This window comes from Pseudomonas sp. CNPSo 3701 (assembly GCF_028674975.1).
Taxonomy (GTDB): Bacteria; Pseudomonadota; Gammaproteobacteria; order Pseudomonadales; family Pseudomonadaceae; genus Aquipseudomonas; species Aquipseudomonas straminea.
The window spans coordinates 439,359-455,527 of sequence record NZ_JAQZSI010000004.1 but is presented as its reverse complement, the minus strand read 5'-3'; the positions used below and the strand labels follow the sequence as shown (position 1 = coordinate 455,527).

The following is a 16,169-nucleotide window of genomic DNA, read 5'->3' as shown; positions in this document are numbered from 1 at the left end:
ATATCTCTACCTGCAGGAAAGCGCGCAGGCGTCTATCATGGGCGTTGCCTGCCGCCAGACGAGTGCTACCCGCCGGATTGCTTCGGTAAAAATTCTGTGACCAGTATTTTCTTTATGGTCATTTTAAATACCTGGCAGCCTTTTCATGCTCTGGTCGGTCTCAGGCAACTCTGCTAATCTCGGCCCGCTTTTGCGCTCCTCAGGGGCGAACAGCCAGGCATACATACAACAAACAACCGCCGACGCGGTGACGACAAGCTGTTGCTTAGGAGTGGGTGTCCATGACCGAAAACTTCTGGACGGACAAATATCCCGAGGGGGTCGCGGCCGAGATCGATCCCGACCAGTACCCCAACGTTCAGGCGGTGCTGAAGCAGTCCTGCCAGCGTTATGCCGACAAGCCCGCTTTCACCAATCTGGGCAAGACGATCACCTACGGTCAGCTCTACGAGCAGTCCGGTCACTTCGCTGCATACCTGCAGCAGCACACCGATCTGAAGCCCGGCGATCGTATCGCCGTGCAACTGCCCAACGTTCTGCAATACCCGGTGGCCGTATTCGGCGCCATGCGTGCCGGCCTGGTGGTGGTCAACACCAACCCGCTGTACACCGCCCGGGAAATGGAACACCAGTTCAACGACTCCGGTGCCAAGGCGCTGGTGTGCCTGGCCAACATGGCGCACCTGGCCGAGCAGGTGGTGCCCAAGACCGGCGTGAAGACGGTGATCGTCACCGAGGTCGGCGACATGCTGCCGCCGCTCAAGCGGCTGCTGGTCAACAGCGTGGTCAAGTACGTGAAGAAGATGGTGCCGGCCTACAGCCTGCCGGCAGCCGTGAAGTTCACCGATGCCCTGAGCCAGGGCCGTGGCAAGGCGGTCAACGAGGCCAGCCCGGACGCCCAGGACGTCGCCGTGCTGCAATACACCGGCGGCACCACCGGCGTGGCCAAGGGCGCGATGCTCACGCACCGCAACCTGATCGCCAACATGCTGCAGTGCCGCGAGCTGATGGGCTCGAACCTGGCGGAGGGCAGCGAAATCATCGTGGCGCCGCTGCCGCTGTACCACATCTACGCCTTCACCTTTCACTGCATGGCGATGATGCACTGCGGCAACCACAACATCCTGATCACCAACCCGCGCGACCTGCCGGCGTTGGTCAAGGACCTGGCCAAGTTCCAGTTCAGCGCCTTCGTCGGCCTCAACACCCTGTTCGTGGCGCTGAGCAACCACGAGGGCTTTCAGAAACTCGACTTCTCCAAGCTCAAGGTCACCCTTTCCGGCGGCATGGCGCTGCAGCAGGCGGCCGCCGAGCGCTGGAAGCAGGTCACCGGCTGCGCCATCTGCGAAGGTTACGGCCTGACTGAAACCAGCCCAGTGGCCTCGGTCAACCCGGTGACCCATAACCAGATGGGCACCATCGGCATTCCGGTGCCGTCGACCCAGTTCAAGGTCATCGACGACCAGGGCAACGAGCTGGCCATGGGCGAAACCGGCGAGCTGTGCATCAAGGGCCCGCAGGTGATGAAGGGCTACTGGCAGCGTCAGGAAGCCACCGATGAAGTGATCGATGCCAACGGCTGGTTCAAGACCGGCGACATCGGCATCATCCAGCCCGACGGCTATATCCGCATCGTCGACCGCAAGAAGGACATGATTCTGGTGTCTGGCTTCAACGTCTACCCGAACGAGCTGGAAGAAGTGCTGGTGACCCTTCCGGGCGTGCTGCAGTGCGCTGCCATCGGCGTGCCGGACGAGCGCTCGGGTGAGGCGATCAAGGTGTTCGTGGTGGTCAAGCCGGGCATGACCCTGACCAAGGAACAGGTCATGCAGCACATGCACGACAACCTCACCGGCTACAAACGACCCAAGCAGGTCGAGTTCCGCGAGAGCCTGCCGACCACCAACGTCGGCAAGATTCTGCGCCGCGAGCTGCGTGACGAAGAGCTGAAGAAGCTCGGTAAGAAATAAGCGTCGCGCTGTAGCAAAAGGCCCTGCATTGCAGGGCCTTTTGCGTTGTGTCGGTCCGTAGTCCAGGTCAGGCGTTCCTCAGATAACGCTCGTAGAACTCCAGAGTCGCTGCGTTCTTGTCCTTGGACTCGAACATGATGTCGAAGCGATCGAGAAACTGCAGCACGTACTGGTTGGTCCAGTGGTTCCACATCCGCGCGCTGTGGCCGTACAGCTCGCGCTTGGGCGCGACCTTGAGCACCTCGGGCATCTCCAGTTTCCCTTCGGCGCTGAGGCCCAGCTCCTGCAAACGCTCCTGGGGCTGTGACAGGTGCATGGTCGGGCGAATACCGCGCCAGCTGTCGATGATCCGCGCCACGCGCTCGCTGTGTGGGTCGATGTAGTCGTCCTCGTGGATCCAGCAGTGGTGCACGTCGAGCACCACGGGGGCGAGATCGGCCAACTCCAGGCAGGCATCGACGCCGTAGGTCTTCTCGTCGTTCTCGAAGGTGATGCACTGGCGCGCCTCATGGGACAGGCGCGGCCACACTGTGCGGATGCCGTCGCCACCGAGCTTGCCGGCGATATGCAGGTTGCACTTGAAGTCCTGAAAGGTTCGCCCGTAACCCATCATGCGGATCATGTCGGCGTGGTACTCGAATTCCGCGACGCTGTTCTCCACCACGTCCGGGCGGTCCGAGCCCAATACGCAGTACTGGCCCGGGTGCATGGACAGGCGAATGTTGGCCGTGCGCGCCACCTCGCCGATGGCGGCGAACTGCTCGATCAGGTAACCCTGCATCTGCGGCTGCTGATAGAAGGCCGCGACCTTCGGGTGGCTGTAGAACGGCAGCAGGTCGCTGCTCAAGCGCAGCATCTGCAGGGGCTTGGGCAGCGTGGCGACGTAGGCGAGCAGGCGCAGCTGAGCCTGCAGGTTGTGCTCGACGATTTCGGTCAGCTTGGCGTAGGCCACCGCCTGGCTGACGCTATCCATCCAGCGCAGGGTGGTGGTGCGCGGGTTGAACGCCGCCTCGATGGTTTTCAGCTCGCCGGCCGGCAGGCTCTGGTCGGGGTGGCGGTACTGACAGGCAAAGCCAATGCGGTGTAGCGACATGGACAGGTCTCGGATTCAGGTCTGCAGACGGAATCTGACCACAGCCTTAGCCGTGGAGCTCCCGGATTAATTGCGTACCCAGCGCTGGCGCATCCAGCCGCTGAAGGCGTCCACGGCCAGCACCAGCAGCAACATGGCGAGGATCACCGTGGCGGCCTGGGCTTCCTGAAACAGGCTCAGGCTGACGTAGAGCATCTGCCCCAGGCCGCCGGCACCGACGAAGCCCATGATCGCCGCCATGCGGATATTGTTCTCCCAGCGGTACAGGCTGTAGGCCAGCAATTGTGGCCACAATGCCGGCAGGGTGCCATAGCAGAATGCGGCCCAGGCGCCGCCGCCCTGCAGACGAATGGCGTCCGCTGGCTGCGTTGGGGTGTTCTCCAGGGCCTCGGCGAATAACCGGCCGAGTACGCCCGCGGTATGCAGCGCCAGTGCCAGAGTGCCGGCGTTGGGGCCAAGACCAGCCGCCAGCACCATGAGCACCGCCCATACCAGTTCGGGAATGGCGCGCAGGGCATTGAGCAGCAGCCGAGTGGCAGCTTGGGCGAGGGCACCCAGGCGCCCGGCCGCCGGTAGCGCCAGCAGCAGACCGAGCACGGCGGCGAGCAGGGTGCCGACGGCCGACATGGCCAGGGTTTCCAGGGCGCCATGGGCGGTGGCCCACAGATGGCTGGTGCTGAAGTCGGGGTGCATGAAACGCGCCGCATAGCTACCCATCTGCCCCAGGCTGTCGGCGCCGAACAGGCCGGCCAGATCCAGCTCGAGGTAGACGAAGGAGCCGATCACTGCTGCGATGATGGCCAGCGCGAGCAGCAGGTTGCCCAGGCGCCTCATGTGAGCCTTCCGCGCAGCAGGTGGCTGAGCTGGTCAGCCAGCAGCACCAGCAGCAGAAAGGTCAGCAGCATGCTGGCCACTTCGGCGCCAGCGAACATGCGCATCGACAGGTCGATCTGCTGGCCCAGGCCGCCTGCGCCGACGAAGCCCATCACCACCGAGGCGCGCACCGCGCATTCCCAGCGGTACACCGTGTAGGAGGTCAGCTCCGCGGCGGCGGCCGGCAGCACGCCATAGGCGAAGGCGGCCAGGCGCCCGCTGCCGCTCTGCAACAGGGCGTGTACGGGGCGTTGGTCCACCGACTCGAAGATTTCCGCGTAGACCTTGCCGAGCATGCCCGCGTAAGTGATGGCGATGGCCAGCACCCCGGCGGTCGGCCCCAGGCCCACCGCGCGCACGAACAACAGCGCCCAGACGATTTCCGGCACACTGCGCAGCACGATCAGCAACCCGCGCACCGGCCAGCGCAGCCATCGGCCCAGCACACTCGGCTGACCACCACGTGAGGCCGCCGAGAGCGACAGCGCGCGGCTGGCCAAAAGGCTCGCCGGCACCGCCAGCAGCAGCGCCAGGGCCATGCCGGCGGTGGCGATGGCCAGGGTCTGCAGGGTGGCGTCCAGCAGCAGGCTGAGAAAGTCTTCGTTGTGGGCGGGCGGCCAGAAATCCTTCAGGAAGCTGCCCATGGACTGGGCGCTGTCCGGGTTCAGCAACACGCCCAGGTCCAGCTCGGCCAGGCGCATGCCCGGCCACAGCAGGGCGACGGCCAGCAGCACGAACGCCAGGCGCGGCAGAGCAGCGGGATCGCGCTGATCGCGTTTCAGCATCGCGCCGCCCTGGCCCCCGGCGCAGGCTCATCAACGCGGCTAGGGCTCAACTGTTCGTTGGCATACAGTGCCTGCAGACGCTCGGAGTCGACTTCACTGGCCGGCAGGTCGAAGGCGATGCGCCCGTCACGCACCCCGACGATGCGCGGAAAGTGCGCCAGGGCCAGCTCCACCGTGTGCAGGCTGGCGACCAGGGTCACGCCGCCGGCTTCGGCATGGCTGACCAGTAGCGACAGGGTGTGATCGGCGAGGCGCGGATCCATGGCCGAGACCGGTTCGTCAGCCAGCAGCAATTGCGGGGCCTGGTAGAGGGCGCGGGCGATGCCGATGCGCTGCAGCTGGCCGCCGGAGAGCTGGCCGCAGCGGGCGAACAGCTTGTCGGCCAGGTCGAGCTTGTCCAACTGCGCTCGCGCGCCGGGAATGTCCAGCGGATACAGCAGGTTGACCAGGCTTCTGGCCAGGCTCCACTGGCCCAGGCGTCCGGCCAGCACGGCGGTGACCACTCGCTGGCGCAGGGGCAGAGGCGGCGCCTGATGGATCAGACCGATGCGCGTGCGCAGGCGTTGGCGCTGGCGGCTGGAAAGCTGCCACGGGCGTTCGCCCAGCACCTGCAGCTCGCCTGCGCTTGGCGCCAGGGCGGTGGCCAGCAGGTTGAGCAGGCTCGACTTGCCGGCCCCGGACGGGCCGATGATCGCCATCCGCTCACCCTGTTCGACCTGCAGGTCGATGCCCTGCAGCGCCTGCACGCCATTGCCGTGCCTGAGCCCGACGGCGGTCAGGCGCAGGCTCATTTGAGCAGATCGGCAGCGCGGGCAGCCTCTTCGATGCCCTTGTAGTTCTCAGGCTTGGTCTCGATGAAGCGGCTGGCCGCCTGCAGGTCGAGAATTGCCTTGTGCTCCGGGTTGGCCGGGTCGAGGGCCAGGAACGCCTGTTTGATCTTCTCGGCCAGCGCCGGGTCGAGGGTGCCGCGCACGGTCCAGTTGTAATCGAAGTAGGTTGGCGTGGTGGCGAAGACCTTGACCTTGGTGGTGTCGACCTTGCCGCTCTTGACCAGCTTGACCCACACGCTGGAGTTCAGCACCCCAGCGTCGACCTTGCCGGCCTGCACCCAGGCGGCGGTGGCATCGTGGGCGCCGGAGTAAGCGACACGGCTGAAATAGCTTTCCGGCTTGATGCCGTCCTGCAGCATGAAGTAGCGCGGCATCAGGCTGCCGGAGGTGGAGGAAATCGAGCCGAAGGCGAAGGTCTTGCCTTTCAGGTCCTTGAGCGATTTGACCTGCGGATCGGCGCTGATGAAGGTGCTGGTGAAGGCCGCGTCCTGCTCACGCTGCACCAGCGGAATCGCGTTGCCGGTCTTGAGGTTCACCTGCACGAAGGTGAAGCCGCCCAGCCAGGCCATGTCCAGGCGATCGGTGGCCAGCGCCTCGACCACGGCCGGGTAGTCGGCGACCGGTACGAACTCGACCTTCATGCCCAGTTGCTGCTCTAGGTAGGCGCCCAGTGGCTTGAACTTGCGCAGCAGCTCGGTGGGCGCTTCATCGGGAATCGCCGAGACGCGCAGGGTTTCGGCGGCATGGACGGTGAGGGCGGCAGCGGACAGGGCAAGGCCGGCGACCAACGACAGGGTGCGCTTGAGCATGGAGTTCTCCGGTTCAATAGCGGAAAAAACGGATAACAAGCGCTATACAGATGCGCTTGCCAGGATTGGCTGGGAATCGCGGCGATTATAGGAGGCGGTGCGAGAAAGACCAGCTTTGCTAGAATCCGCCGCCTGTTTCCCGTTGACGAGAGCGTTGCCATGAGTGAGCCGATCCGCCTGACCCAGTACAGCCACGGAGCCGGCTGCGGCTGCAAGATTTCCCCCAAGGTGCTGGAGGTGATCCTCGCGGGCAGCGGTGCACAGAATCTCGACCCCAAACTGTGGGTCGGCAATGCCTCGCGTGACGATGCGGCGGTGTATGCCCTGGACGAAACCCGCGGCGTGGTGTCGACCACCGATTTCTTCATGCCCATCGTCGATGATCCGTTCGACTTCGGCCGCATCGCCGCCACCAATGCGATCAGCGACATCTACGCCATGGGCGGCGACCCGCTGATGGCCATCGCCATTCTCGGCTGGCCGGTCAACCTGCTGCCGCCGGAAGTGGCCCGCGAAGTGATCCGCGGCGGCCGCGCGGTGTGCGATGCCGCCGGCATTCCGCTGGCCGGCGGGCACTCCATCGACGCACCCGAGCCGATCTTCGGCCTGGCGGTGACCGGCATCGTCGATAAGCAGAACATGAAACGCAATGACACCGCCCAGGCCGGCGACACTCTGTATCTGACCAAGCCACTGGGCATCGGCATCCTCACCACCGCCGAGAAGAAGGCCAAGCTCCGCGCCGAGGACGTGGGCCTGGCCCGCGACTGGATGTGCACCCTGAACAAGCCGGGCAGCCGCTTCGGCAAGCTGACCGGCGTCAACGCCATGACCGATGTCACCGGCTTCGGCCTGCTCGGCCACCTGGTGGAAATGGCCGACGGCGCCAGCCTCACCGCACGCCTGGACTACGCCGCCGTGCCGCGCCTGCCGGGCGTCGAGCATTACCTGGCCGAAGGTTGCGTGCCCGGCGGCACGCTGCGCAACTTCGACAGCTACGGCGAGCGCATCGCCGCCCTGAGCGACAGCCAGCGCGACCTGCTGTGCGACCCGCAGACCAGCGGCGGCCTGCTGATCGCCGTCAGCGAAGCGGGCCAGGACGAGTTTCTGGCCGCGGCGGCCGAGCTGGGCCTGCACCTGGCGCCGATCGGGGTGCTGGTGGAGCGACAGCGTCACGCCGTCGAGGTGTTCTGATGCGCGACGATGCCCGCGATTTTCGAACGATCTTCCTCGACGGCGTGCCGATGATGGATACCCGCGCGCCGGTGGAATTCGCCAAGGGCGCGTTTCCCGGCGTGGTCAACCTGCCGCTGATGACCGATCTGGAGCGCCAGAAGGTCGGCACCTGTTACAAGCAGCACGGCCAGGACGCCGCCATCAAGCTCGGCCACCAACTGGTCGGCGGCGATATCAAGGCCGAACGCGTCGCCGCCTGGGCGGCCTTCGCTCGCGCCAACCCCAATGGCTACCTGTACTGCTTTCGCGGCGGCCTGCGTTCGCAGATCGTCCAGCAGTGGCTGCGCGAGGCGGGCATCGACTATCCGCGCATCACCGGCGGCTACAAGGCGATGCGCACCTTCCTGCTCGACACTATCGAAGACGCTGTGGCGCAGTGCCGCTTCGTGGTGGTCGGCGGCATGACCGGCACCGGCAAGACCGACGTGCTGGCCCAACTGCCCGATGGCCTGGACCTGGAAGGCCATGCCAACCACCGCGGCTCCAGCTTCGGCAAACGCGCTACCGGGCAGCCGGCACAGATCGATTTCGAGAACGCCCTGGCCGTGGACATCCTGCGCAAGCGGGCGGCGGGTATCGAGCGCTTCGTGATCGAAGACGAAGGGCGCATCGTCGGCAGCTGCAACGTGCCGCTGTCGCTGCATCAGGGCATGCAGGGCTACCCGCTGGTGTGGCTGGAAGACAGTTTCGACGGGCGTGTGGAGCGCATCCTGCGTGACTACGTGATCGACCTCTGCGCCGAGTTCATCGCCGTAAACGGTGAGGAGCGCGGCTTCGACCTGTTCGCCGCGCGGCTGCTGCAGAGCCTGGACAACATCCACAAGCGCCTGGGCGGTGAACGCCACCAGCGCTTGCGGGCGATCATGGTCGATGCCCTCGGCGCCCAGCAGCGTAGCGGCGCCGTGGACTTACACCGCAACTGGATCGCCGGACTGCTGCGCGAATACTACGATCCTATGTACGCCTACCAGCGCGACAGCAAGGCCGAGCGCATCGTTTTCGCCGGCGACAAGGCCGCGGTGGTCGCCTACCTGCGTGAGGCGCGCTGATCTATCAGCGGGTGCGAAAGTGTCCGCTGCCCGGTTTGAAGCGCGCGGCCATGATCATCAATAGCAGCGTGGCGGCGGCCATCATCAGCCAGCTCAGGCGCAGGTCGTTGGTGTACTGGCGCAGCAGGCCGGCGAGCAGCGGCGAGGTGGCGGCGATCAGGTAACCGCCGCCTTGTACGAAGGCCAGCAGGTCGCCGGTCTGGCGTGGGTCGTCGAGATGGTCCTGAGCCACCACCAGCGACAGTGGAAACAGCGCGCCGATACCGATGCCGATCAGCACGCAGATCACCGCCACCAGTGCCAAGGGAGCGACCACCAGGGCGATCAGCCCGAGCAGCAGGCACGTCAGTACGAAACCCAACAGCAGGCGGCGATCCGGGCAGCGTGCCAGCAGGCTCGACGCCAGCAGGCCGGCCGCCACTTCGCAGAGCGTCAGGACGGCCAGTAGCAGGCCGCTGGATTCGGCGCTCCAGCCCAGCGATGTGTAGTAGGGCGGCAGCCAGGCCAGCACCAGCGTATAACCCGCGGTACCGACCCCGAAGAACGCCATCAGCAACCAGGCGCGTGGCGAGCGCCAGGGGTTGAGCGGCGCTGTTGCGCTGCCTGACGAGGGCTCGTCCGCCGGTGCTGCGCGGCTCCACACCAGGCAGGCTACGATGGCCGGCATAGCCCAGGTCGCCAGCGCCCATGACCACCCCAGCCATTGTGCAAGCCAGGGCGTGAGCGCGGCACCGAAGGCCGCGCCGCCCATGATCGCGCAGCTGTAGAAGCCGATCAGCCGTCCAGCGTCATGGTTGAAACGCGCCTTGATCAAGCCTGGCAGCAACGCCTGTACGAAAGCGATGCCGGCGCCGGCCAGCAGGGCGCTGATCAATAACGGCGTGGCGCTCGGCAACAGGCCGCGAGCCAGGCAGGCGAGGGCGATCAGCAGGGTACCCAGCAGGATGCCGCGTCGCTCGCCAAGTCGTCCGCGCAAAAAGGTCGCAGCCAGGGCGCCGAGGCCCATGATCACGATCGGCAGGCTGGTCAGCAGGCTGGCGCCCACATGCCCCAGGTGCGTGTCCAGTTGGATGCGGTCGAGCAGCGGGCCCACCGCCGCCAGTACCGGGCGCAGGTTCAGGCCGAGCAGGATGATCGCCAGTAGCAACAGGGTTTGCCGTTTCATTGCGCGTTCTCCTGGGCCCCGCGCCAGGCCACCAGCAAAACGCCGATGACTATGCACAGCGCTGCCAGTGCCAGGCTCAGGCTACCTTGTTCGCCGAGCAGGCCGATGGCCATGGCCGCCCCCGTGATCGCCGCCACCGAGCCGATCTGGCTGAGAAAAACCGTGCCCGCCAGCTTCTGCAGGATGAAGAACAGCGCATAGACCGCTGCGAACAACAGCATCTGCACCAGCATCAGGCCGACGGCCAGGGGGCTGTTCAGGTTGGGCGAGAAGTCCACGCCAAACAGCGCTGTGAGCCCCAACAGGACCGCGCCGCCCAGCAGCATGCCGGGCGCCAGCGACAGCGGCGTGGCGCCGCTGGGCCAGTATCGGGCGCGGTAGATATTGCCCAGCGCCAGGAATACCGGCACGCACAGCGCCGCCACCACCCACAAGGCCTGGCTGTCGCCGCCGTGCAGTTTGCCCAGGGCCAGCAGCAGGCTGCCTGACAAGCCGATGCAGATGCCCAGCAAGCGGATGCGGCTGAGCGCTTCCATGCGCAGCGCCAGGGCCAGCAGGTAGGTGAACAGGGGCGGGAAGGCCAGGCACATCGAGGCGAATCCGGCGCCGACATGGCCGATGGAGCTGAACAGCAGGCCGTTCGGCACGGCAATGCTGAGCAGACCCGAAGCCAGGTAATAGCGTTGTTGCGCCAGGCTCATGCCCGGCCGCTCGCCGCGCCACCAGGCGAACAACAACAGCAGCAGGCCGCCGCCCAGCAGGCCCCACAACAGATAGGCCATCGGCTGCCAGCCGGCGCTGCCGGCCAGCTTGACCAGAATGCTGGTGAGCCCCATCAGTGCGCCGACGGTGAACAGCAGGGCCAGGGCTAAAACGGGTCGATGCTGCGTGCCTGCCATGCAGGTGCCTCCTTGGACTGGATACGCTAGGATGCAAACATTCTTTTTGAAAAGTATCTTGATGGCAAGATAAATCGAGGTTCATATGCAGGATCGAGCACAATTGGCCGCCGAGCAGTGGCGTGGACAACGCCCGGATCTGGACGGTTTTGCCATGGCGGTGATCGGCAGGTTGGGCGAACTGAGTCAGGTGATCAGTCGTGATCATCTGCTGCCGTTCTTCGCCAGCCATGGCCTGCAGGCCGGCGAGTTCGACGTGCTGGCCACTCTGCGCCGCTCAGGCGAGCCCTATGCACTGATGCCCACGGTGTTGTACGAAAGCGCGATGATTTCCTCCGGCGGCATGACCAGCCGCATCGACCGCCTGGAAAAGGCCGGGTTTATCGAGCGGCGCAAGCATCCATCGGACCGCCGCGGCATCCTGGTGGCGCTGACGCCGGCGGGTTTTGAACTGATCGACAGCATGCTCACCGCCCACGTTGCTAACCTGCAGCGCGTTCTGGCCGCCCTCAGTGACGAGGAAAAACAGCAGCTGCATGCGCTCACCGGCAAGCTGCTGGCCAACCTGCAATCGGGTGAATGAAAGGAAGCGAACCCATGTCCCTAGCTGCACTGATCATTGGCGTAATCGCCCAGATCACCTTCGCCGGCCTGCAAGGCCTGATCGTGGTCTTTTCCGCTGCGGCCATCGCCAACCACAACGAACTGACGCCGTTTCAGGACCGCCTGCTGGCGACCCTGATGCTGCTGCTCCCCAGCATCTCGCTGGGCACCGCTGCCTTGTTGGTGGTCGGCTACATCAACTCGGCGCCGTGGCTGTCCCATTTCTGGCACCTGCTGCCAGTGGTGGCATTCGGGTTGTATCTGCTGTTTGCGTTTAGTTTGAGTCGCTGAGCGGGTCGGACGCCAAGAGCGCATCCAGCTGTGCCTTGAGGGTGGATTGCCTAACCTGTAGGAGCGGGCCATGCCCGCGACTTTGTGCGCATGAACTAGGCGCCCCGCGTTCCCACCTTGGTTTGGTGATGGCGCAGAGAGGGAGGTTAACTGGCGCCGCACCGATCGCTTTCAGATAACAACGGCGGAAAAGCAAAGCGTTGTCCCTCTAAGCAAGCCCCTACAACCGGTGATGCTCGATCAGAAAGTCCACGAACAGCCGCACTCGCGCTGGCATCGTCGGGCCGCCGACGAATACGGCGTGGATCGGCTCGCGCTCACCCGGGTTGAAGGTCTCGAGCAGTGGCACCAGGTCGCCCCGCTCGGTGTCCTCGTTGACCGTAAAGGCGCCGATGCGGGCGATGCCAGCGCCGACCCGGGCCAGTTGTGCCAGGGCCTCACCGCTGCTGCATTCGATGTTGCCGCACACCTTCAGGGAGAACGCGTCGCCGTCACGCACGAAGGGCCAATTGGGCTCAGCGCGGCGGAAATTGAAGCGTAGGCAGTTGTGTTGCAGCAGGTCTTCCGGGGCCTGGGGCGTGCCATGGCGCGCCAGGTAATCGGGTGAGGCCACCACCACCTGACCGGTGTCGCCGATCTTGCGGGCGGTCGGCGGGCTGTCCGGCAAAGGGCCGAAACGCACCGCCACGTCGGCCACGCCGCCGAGAATATCCACCACCTCATCGCCCAATGTGAGGTCGACGACGATATTCGGGTAGCGTGCGCTGAAGGCCGCCACCAGCGGCACGATGGCCAGCCGGCCATGACCGAGCGCAGCGCTGACGCGAATACGTCCTTTGGGCACGCTCTGGTCAGCGATGGCGCCCTCGACCTCCGCCAGGTCGGCCAGGATGCGCCGGGCGCCGCGCAGGTACGCCTCGCCTTCGGCCGTGAAGGTAATGGCGCGGGTAGTGCGTAGCAGCAGGCGGGTACCCAGGCGTTGCTCGGTACGGGCGATGATGCGGCTGACCGCTGAAGGCGTCAGGCCAAGCGTGCGCGCCGCCGCCGACAGGCTACCTTCCTGCGCCACGCGTACCAGGACTTCCATCTCGCCTGATCGGCCGCCTATATCCATTTGTGCCTCTGCAGCAAAGGTGTTTGCCAGAAAAGCGGTCTACCGCCCGTGAGGTCGGGATCGTAGCATTTTCGGCATAGATAAGGAGCCTCTCATGCGTATCAATCCACCCCTCGTCGCGCTCGCCACCGGTGCCTTCGGCATCGGCGTTACCGAGTTCGCCCCCATGGGCATGTTGCCCGGCATCGCCAGTGATCTTGGTGTGTCGATTCCCGCCGCCGGCCTGCTGGTCAGCGCCTATGCCATCGGCGTGCTGATCGGCGCGCCGCTGATGACCCTGACCACCGGCAAGATTCCCCGGCGCTACCTGCTGATCGGGCTGATGGCCATCTTCACTCTCGGCAACCTGATGTCTGCCCTGGCCACCGACTACACCAGCCTGCTGATCGCCCGCGTGGTCACCTCGCTCAACCACGGCGCCTTCTTCGGCGTCGGCTCGGTGGTGGCGGCCAGCCTGGTCGCGCCGGACAAACGGGCCGGCGCGGTCGCCGCGATGTTCATGGGCCTGACCCTGGCCACCATCGGTGGCGTACCGCTGGCTGCCTGGTTCGGTGAAGTGCTTGGCTGGCGCACAGCGTTCTGGGGCATCTCCGGCCTGGGCCTGATCACCATGCTCGCGCTGTGGTTCGCCTTGCCCAATGTCGAGTTGCCGAAGAGCGACGGCGTGCTCGCCGAAATCCGCGTGCTGGGCCGTGGCCCGGTACTCGCCGCGCTGGCCCTGACCGTGGTCGGCTCCAGTGCGATGTTCACCGTGTTCACCTACATCGCGCCGATCCTCAGCACCCAGACCCACGCCTCCACCGGCTTCATCACCGCCATGCTGGTGCTCTACGGCGTGGGACTGACCCTGGGCAACATGTGGGGCGGCAAGGCAGCGGATCGCTCCATCGACCGCACCCTGATCGCCTCGCTGAGTGTGCTGATCCTGGTGCTGCTGGCCTTCACGGTGCTGATGCGCTGGCCGCTGCCAGCCGCCGTGGCGATCCTCATCTGGGGCATCGCCAGCTTCGCCATCGTGCCGCCGCTGCAGATGCGCGTGATGGAAGCCGCCAAGGGCGCGCCCAACCTGGCTTCGGCCGTGAACATCGGCGCCTTCAACCTCGGCAACGCCATTGGCGCGGCGCTGGGTGGTGCGGTGATCAGTGCAGGCCTCGGCTACCCGGCGATCTCCCTGGCCGGTGCCGCGATGGCTGCGTTGGGGCTACTGATGGTGCTTGGATTTGCCTGGCGATCCAGGCCGGTTGCTCCGCGGGTATGCAGTTGAGGTGCATGCAAGGCTGCCAAGGTGTATGGCGTGCCAGACAGTGTGCCGTTGGTGAAGGAGTACGCGTTTTGCGTACTCCAGCGGACTGTTCGCTAGCGTTCCTGAGTCCGCCCTACGTGCTAGACACATGTCGCCATGCTGACTAACGTGATGGCCCCATTTGGAGCATCACAGGAAATCGTCATATGGACGTGCAATGCAAATCCCTTGAAGAGGTACGCAAGCGCATCGATCAGATCGATCGCGCCATGGTCGACCTCATCGCTCAGCGCGGCGGCTTCGTCGCTCAGGCGGCAAACTTCAAAAAAGACAGTGCGGATGTCCGCGCCCCAGCGCGTGTCGAGCAGGTCATCGGCAAGGTGCGTGCACTGGCCGATGAGCACGGCGCTTCGGCAGCGGTCGTCGAGCAGGTTTATCGAGCGATGATCGCCGCATTCATCGAGGAAGAACTGCGTACCCATGCCGCCTTGAGCGCAGATGCCTGAGCGGCTAAGGCTGGGTGAGAGTCGCCACCGATACGCAAAGTCCACGAAGGTCATCCCGGCGCCCAGGTTCAAACCCTTCACCATCTCTAGGCGTGCCTGCAGATAGCGCGACAGCGAAGTATGTGGCTACCGAACAGGCCCGCGTCAGGGCACGACCGGTTATTGGCCCGTGATGAAAATAGCGCCCGCCAACATGACCTTTAGGTGTGTGTACTCTTTTGATGCGCTGATATCATAATGATGTCAAAAAGATGCAACCTTTCCAAAGTCTCGCCAGTCCTACTCTGCGCTGATAGCTGATCGGCCAGTAGGGTGGCGCTTTCAGTGTGTTGAAACCCAACCAAGGCCATGGATTCGGCACCTCTCGAACGCCTCTGAGTACCGAACCATGCTCCATCTCTTTCGTCCGCGCGCTGAGCTCCTGGCGCTCAAGCAACTCACCGCTTCGCTTCCGAATTCTGCCCAGGGTACTGCCAGCCGTGGGTCTGCCAGCTGGGCAGAGGTGCAGCGTGAATGGACATCACGCGAACAAAAGGCTGCGCAGAGCGACAATCGCATCGCCGAGCTTGAGCGCGAACTGGAAGCGGCGCGGCTCATGCTGGCTGAGGCCGACGCCAGCGCCCGCGCTTCGGAAACGCGCTTCGATCTGGTCAACCGCGCTTCCAGCGAAGGCCTGTGGGATATGGAGGTGGTAGCCGGTGACCCGGTGAACCCGCGCAACCAATTTTGGTGGTCGCCGCAGCTGCGGGCCATGCTCGGCTTCCGCGATGAGCGGGATTTTCCCAACGTGCTGGCCAGCTGGGCTGACCGCTTGCACCCTGAAGACAAGGCGGCGACCCTGGATGCCTTCGCCCGCCACCTGAACGACAAGTCGGGCCTGACGCCTTACCGGGTCAGGAATCGCCTGGCCATGAAGGACGGCACCTACCGCTGGTTCTTTGCCCAAGGCGAAACCCTACGCGACGGCCGTGGCGTACCACTGCGGGTCGCCGGCGCGCTGCGTGATATTCACGATGAGCTGCAGCGTGAACAGGAGCACGACGTGATCATCACCCGCTTCGAGCTGGCCCGCGAGATGCTGTCGGACGGCCTGTGGGACATGGAGGTGATCGCCGGTGATCCGGTCAACCCGAAGAACCCCTTCTGGTGGTCGCCGCAATTCCGTCGTCTGCTGGGCTTCGAGACAGTCGAGGAGTTTCCCGATGTGCTGGACAGTTGGGCATCGCGCCTGCACCCCGAAGACAAGGCCTACAGCCTCGAGGCGTTCCAGGCACACCTGAACGATCGTACCGGCAAAACGCCCTTCGACATTGAATATCGCCTGAAGATGAAGAGCGGTGAGTACCGCTGGTTCCGGGCTCGCGGGCAGACCAAACGCGACGCCTCGGGCGCGCCGCTGAGGGTGGTCGGTGCACTGGTAGACGTGGATCTGCAACATCAGCAGAACGCCATGCGTGATACCGAGGCGGCGCACCAGCGCACCCTGGAAGCCAACATCGTGAAGCTCACCCAGATCGTCGGCACTATCCAGAGCATCGCCAGCCAGACCAATCTACTGGCGCTGAACGCGGCGATCGAGGCGGCCCGAGCCGGTGAGGCGGGGCGAGGTTTCGCGGTGGTGGCCGATGAGGTGCGCAAGCTTGCGACCCGCACTACGGAGGCCACTGAGCAGGCGGCTGAGATGATGCGTACCTGAGCGGGGT

Annotated in this window: 15 protein-coding genes and 2 pseudogenes; 9 read left to right on the top strand and 8 right to left on the bottom strand. The window is 65.0% G+C overall.

The genetic code is table 11. From position 1 onward, the window contains the following. The first annotated feature begins 281 nt into the window (after window positions 1-281). Complete coding sequence (gene fadD1 / locus PVA39_RS14430) at window positions 282-1,970, top strand: long-chain-fatty-acid--CoA ligase FadD1 (RefSeq protein WP_274124628.1); 1,689 nt, start codon at window positions 282-284, stop codon at window positions 1,968-1,970. A gap of 67 nt (window positions 1,971-2,037) precedes the next feature. On the opposite strand, the gene PVA39_RS14425 is transcribed toward fadD1, so the two are convergent. From PVA39_RS14425 to PVA39_RS14405, 5 genes are all read right to left on the bottom strand, one after another. Next, window positions 2,038-3,063, bottom strand: coding sequence for a UV damage endonuclease UvsE (locus PVA39_RS14425; RefSeq protein ID WP_274124627.1), 1,026 nt, complete (start codon window positions 3,061-3,063; stop codon window positions 2,038-2,040). A gap of 66 nt (window positions 3,064-3,129) precedes the next feature. Next, window positions 3,130-3,897, bottom strand: a complete 768-nt coding sequence (gene phnE / locus PVA39_RS14420) for a phosphonate ABC transporter, permease protein PhnE (protein WP_274124626.1) — start codon at window positions 3,895-3,897, stop codon at window positions 3,130-3,132. Next, window positions 3,894-4,721, bottom strand: coding sequence for a PhnE/PtxC family ABC transporter permease (locus tag PVA39_RS14415; protein ID WP_274124625.1), 828 nt, complete (start codon window positions 4,719-4,721; stop codon window positions 3,894-3,896). The genes phnE and PVA39_RS14415 overlap by 4 nt, the downstream gene beginning before the upstream one ends. Next, entirely contained in the window at window positions 4,715-5,512 is a 798-nt protein-coding gene (locus PVA39_RS14410) for a phosphonate ABC transporter ATP-binding protein (RefSeq protein ID WP_274124624.1), read from the bottom strand. The genes PVA39_RS14415 and PVA39_RS14410 overlap by 7 nt, the downstream gene beginning before the upstream one ends. Further along, window positions 5,509-6,360 (bottom strand): putative selenate ABC transporter substrate-binding protein, encoded by an 852-nt coding sequence (locus PVA39_RS14405; protein WP_274124623.1) that lies wholly within the window; start codon window positions 6,358-6,360, stop codon window positions 5,509-5,511. The genes PVA39_RS14410 and PVA39_RS14405 overlap by 4 nt, the downstream gene beginning before the upstream one ends. Window positions 6,361-6,519: 159 nt before the next feature. Here PVA39_RS14405 and selD point away from each other — a divergent pair, with 159 nt between their 5' ends. Together selD and mnmH are read left to right on the top strand one after the other, a co-directional pair. Then, window positions 6,520-7,554, top strand: coding sequence for a selenide, water dikinase SelD (gene selD / locus PVA39_RS14400; protein WP_274124622.1), 1,035 nt, complete (start codon window positions 6,520-6,522; stop codon window positions 7,552-7,554). After that, window positions 7,554-8,645, top strand: a complete 1,092-nt coding sequence (gene mnmH / locus PVA39_RS14395) for a tRNA 2-selenouridine(34) synthase MnmH (RefSeq protein WP_274124621.1) — start codon at window positions 7,554-7,556, stop codon at window positions 8,643-8,645. The genes selD and mnmH overlap by 1 nt, the downstream gene beginning before the upstream one ends. 4 nt (window positions 8,646-8,649) lie before the next feature. Here mnmH and PVA39_RS14390 read toward each other — a convergent pair whose 3' ends face one another. Together PVA39_RS14390 and PVA39_RS14385 are read right to left on the bottom strand one after the other, a co-directional pair. Beyond that, window positions 8,650-9,810: a cyanate transporter gene (locus PVA39_RS14390; protein WP_274124620.1), complete on the bottom strand. Its 1,161-nt coding sequence runs from the start codon at window positions 9,808-9,810 to the stop codon at window positions 8,650-8,652. Beyond that, window positions 9,807-10,709 carry a DMT family transporter gene (locus tag PVA39_RS14385; protein ID WP_274124619.1) on the bottom strand — a complete coding sequence of 301 codons (903 nt, stop codon included), beginning with the start codon at window positions 10,707-10,709 and terminating at the stop codon, window positions 9,807-9,809. Before PVA39_RS14385 ends, PVA39_RS14390 begins: the two co-directional genes overlap by 4 nt. An 85-nt stretch (window positions 10,710-10,794) precedes the next feature. Between PVA39_RS14385 and PVA39_RS14380 the strand changes: the two genes are divergently transcribed. Next, entirely contained in the window at window positions 10,795-11,292 is a 498-nt protein-coding gene (locus PVA39_RS14380; protein WP_274124618.1) for a MarR family winged helix-turn-helix transcriptional regulator, read from the top strand. Between the two features lie 14 nt (window positions 11,293-11,306). Further along, window positions 11,307-11,603: a hypothetical protein gene (locus PVA39_RS14375; RefSeq protein ID WP_274124617.1), complete on the top strand. Its 297-nt coding sequence runs from the start codon at window positions 11,307-11,309 to the stop codon at window positions 11,601-11,603. A 220-nt stretch (window positions 11,604-11,823) separates the two neighbouring features. Here the strand turns inward: PVA39_RS14375 and PVA39_RS14370 are convergent, their stop codons facing one another. After that, a complete protein-coding gene (locus PVA39_RS14370) occupies window positions 11,824-12,717 on the bottom strand; it encodes a LysR family transcriptional regulator (protein WP_274124616.1) in 894 nt (297 codons plus the stop codon). Between the two features lie 94 nt (window positions 12,718-12,811). Here PVA39_RS14370 and PVA39_RS14365 point away from each other — a divergent pair, with 94 nt between their 5' ends. The 4 genes and pseudogenes from PVA39_RS14365 to PVA39_RS23475 all read left to right on the top strand — a co-directional run. Beyond that, the gene (locus PVA39_RS14365) at window positions 12,812-13,981 is read left to right on the top strand and encodes an MFS transporter (RefSeq protein WP_093502823.1); all 1,170 of its coding nucleotides are present in this window, start codon (window positions 12,812-12,814) and stop codon (window positions 13,979-13,981) included. Window positions 13,982-14,166: 185 nt separating this feature from the next. Beyond that, window positions 14,167-14,466, top strand: a complete 300-nt coding sequence (locus PVA39_RS14360; protein ID WP_274124615.1) for a chorismate mutase — start codon at window positions 14,167-14,169, stop codon at window positions 14,464-14,466. 388 nt (window positions 14,467-14,854) lie between these two features. Further along, window positions 14,855-15,880: pseudogene (locus PVA39_RS14355) on the top strand (PAS domain-containing protein); the annotation flags it as partial. Window positions 15,881-15,934: 54 nt separating this feature from the next. Further along, window positions 15,935-16,153 (top strand): annotated as a pseudogene (locus tag PVA39_RS23475) (methyl-accepting chemotaxis protein); the annotation flags it as partial. Window positions 16,154-16,169: the final 16 nt, after the last annotated feature.

Coding starts and splice junctions, on each gene's coding strand:
- fadD1 (WP_274124628.1), top strand. CDS start 282: ATGACCGAAAACTTCTGGACGGACAAATATCCCGAGGGGGTCGCGGCC.
- PVA39_RS14425 (WP_274124627.1), bottom strand. CDS start 3,063: ATGTCGCTACACCGCATTGGCTTTGCCTGTCAGTACCGCCACCCCGAC.
- phnE (WP_274124626.1), bottom strand. CDS start 3,897: ATGAGGCGCCTGGGCAACCTGCTGCTCGCGCTGGCCATCATCGCAGCA.
- PVA39_RS14415 (WP_274124625.1), bottom strand. CDS start 4,721: ATGCTGAAACGCGATCAGCGCGATCCCGCTGCTCTGCCGCGCCTGGCG.
- PVA39_RS14410 (WP_274124624.1), bottom strand. CDS start 5,512: ATGAGCCTGCGCCTGACCGCCGTCGGGCTCAGGCACGGCAATGGCGTG.
- PVA39_RS14405 (WP_274124623.1), bottom strand. CDS start 6,360: ATGCTCAAGCGCACCCTGTCGTTGGTCGCCGGCCTTGCCCTGTCCGCT.
- selD (WP_274124622.1), top strand. CDS start 6,520: ATGAGTGAGCCGATCCGCCTGACCCAGTACAGCCACGGAGCCGGCTGC.
- mnmH (WP_274124621.1), top strand. CDS start 7,554: ATGCGCGACGATGCCCGCGATTTTCGAACGATCTTCCTCGACGGCGTG.
- PVA39_RS14390 (WP_274124620.1), bottom strand. CDS start 9,810: ATGAAACGGCAAACCCTGTTGCTACTGGCGATCATCCTGCTCGGCCTG.
- PVA39_RS14385 (WP_274124619.1), bottom strand. CDS start 10,709: ATGGCAGGCACGCAGCATCGACCCGTTTTAGCCCTGGCCCTGCTGTTC.
- PVA39_RS14380 (WP_274124618.1), top strand. CDS start 10,795: ATGCAGGATCGAGCACAATTGGCCGCCGAGCAGTGGCGTGGACAACGC.
- PVA39_RS14375 (WP_274124617.1), top strand. CDS start 11,307: ATGTCCCTAGCTGCACTGATCATTGGCGTAATCGCCCAGATCACCTTC.
- PVA39_RS14370 (WP_274124616.1), bottom strand. CDS start 12,717: ATGGATATAGGCGGCCGATCAGGCGAGATGGAAGTCCTGGTACGCGTG.
- PVA39_RS14365 (WP_093502823.1), top strand. CDS start 12,812: ATGCGTATCAATCCACCCCTCGTCGCGCTCGCCACCGGTGCCTTCGGC.
- PVA39_RS14360 (WP_274124615.1), top strand. CDS start 14,167: ATGGACGTGCAATGCAAATCCCTTGAAGAGGTACGCAAGCGCATCGAT.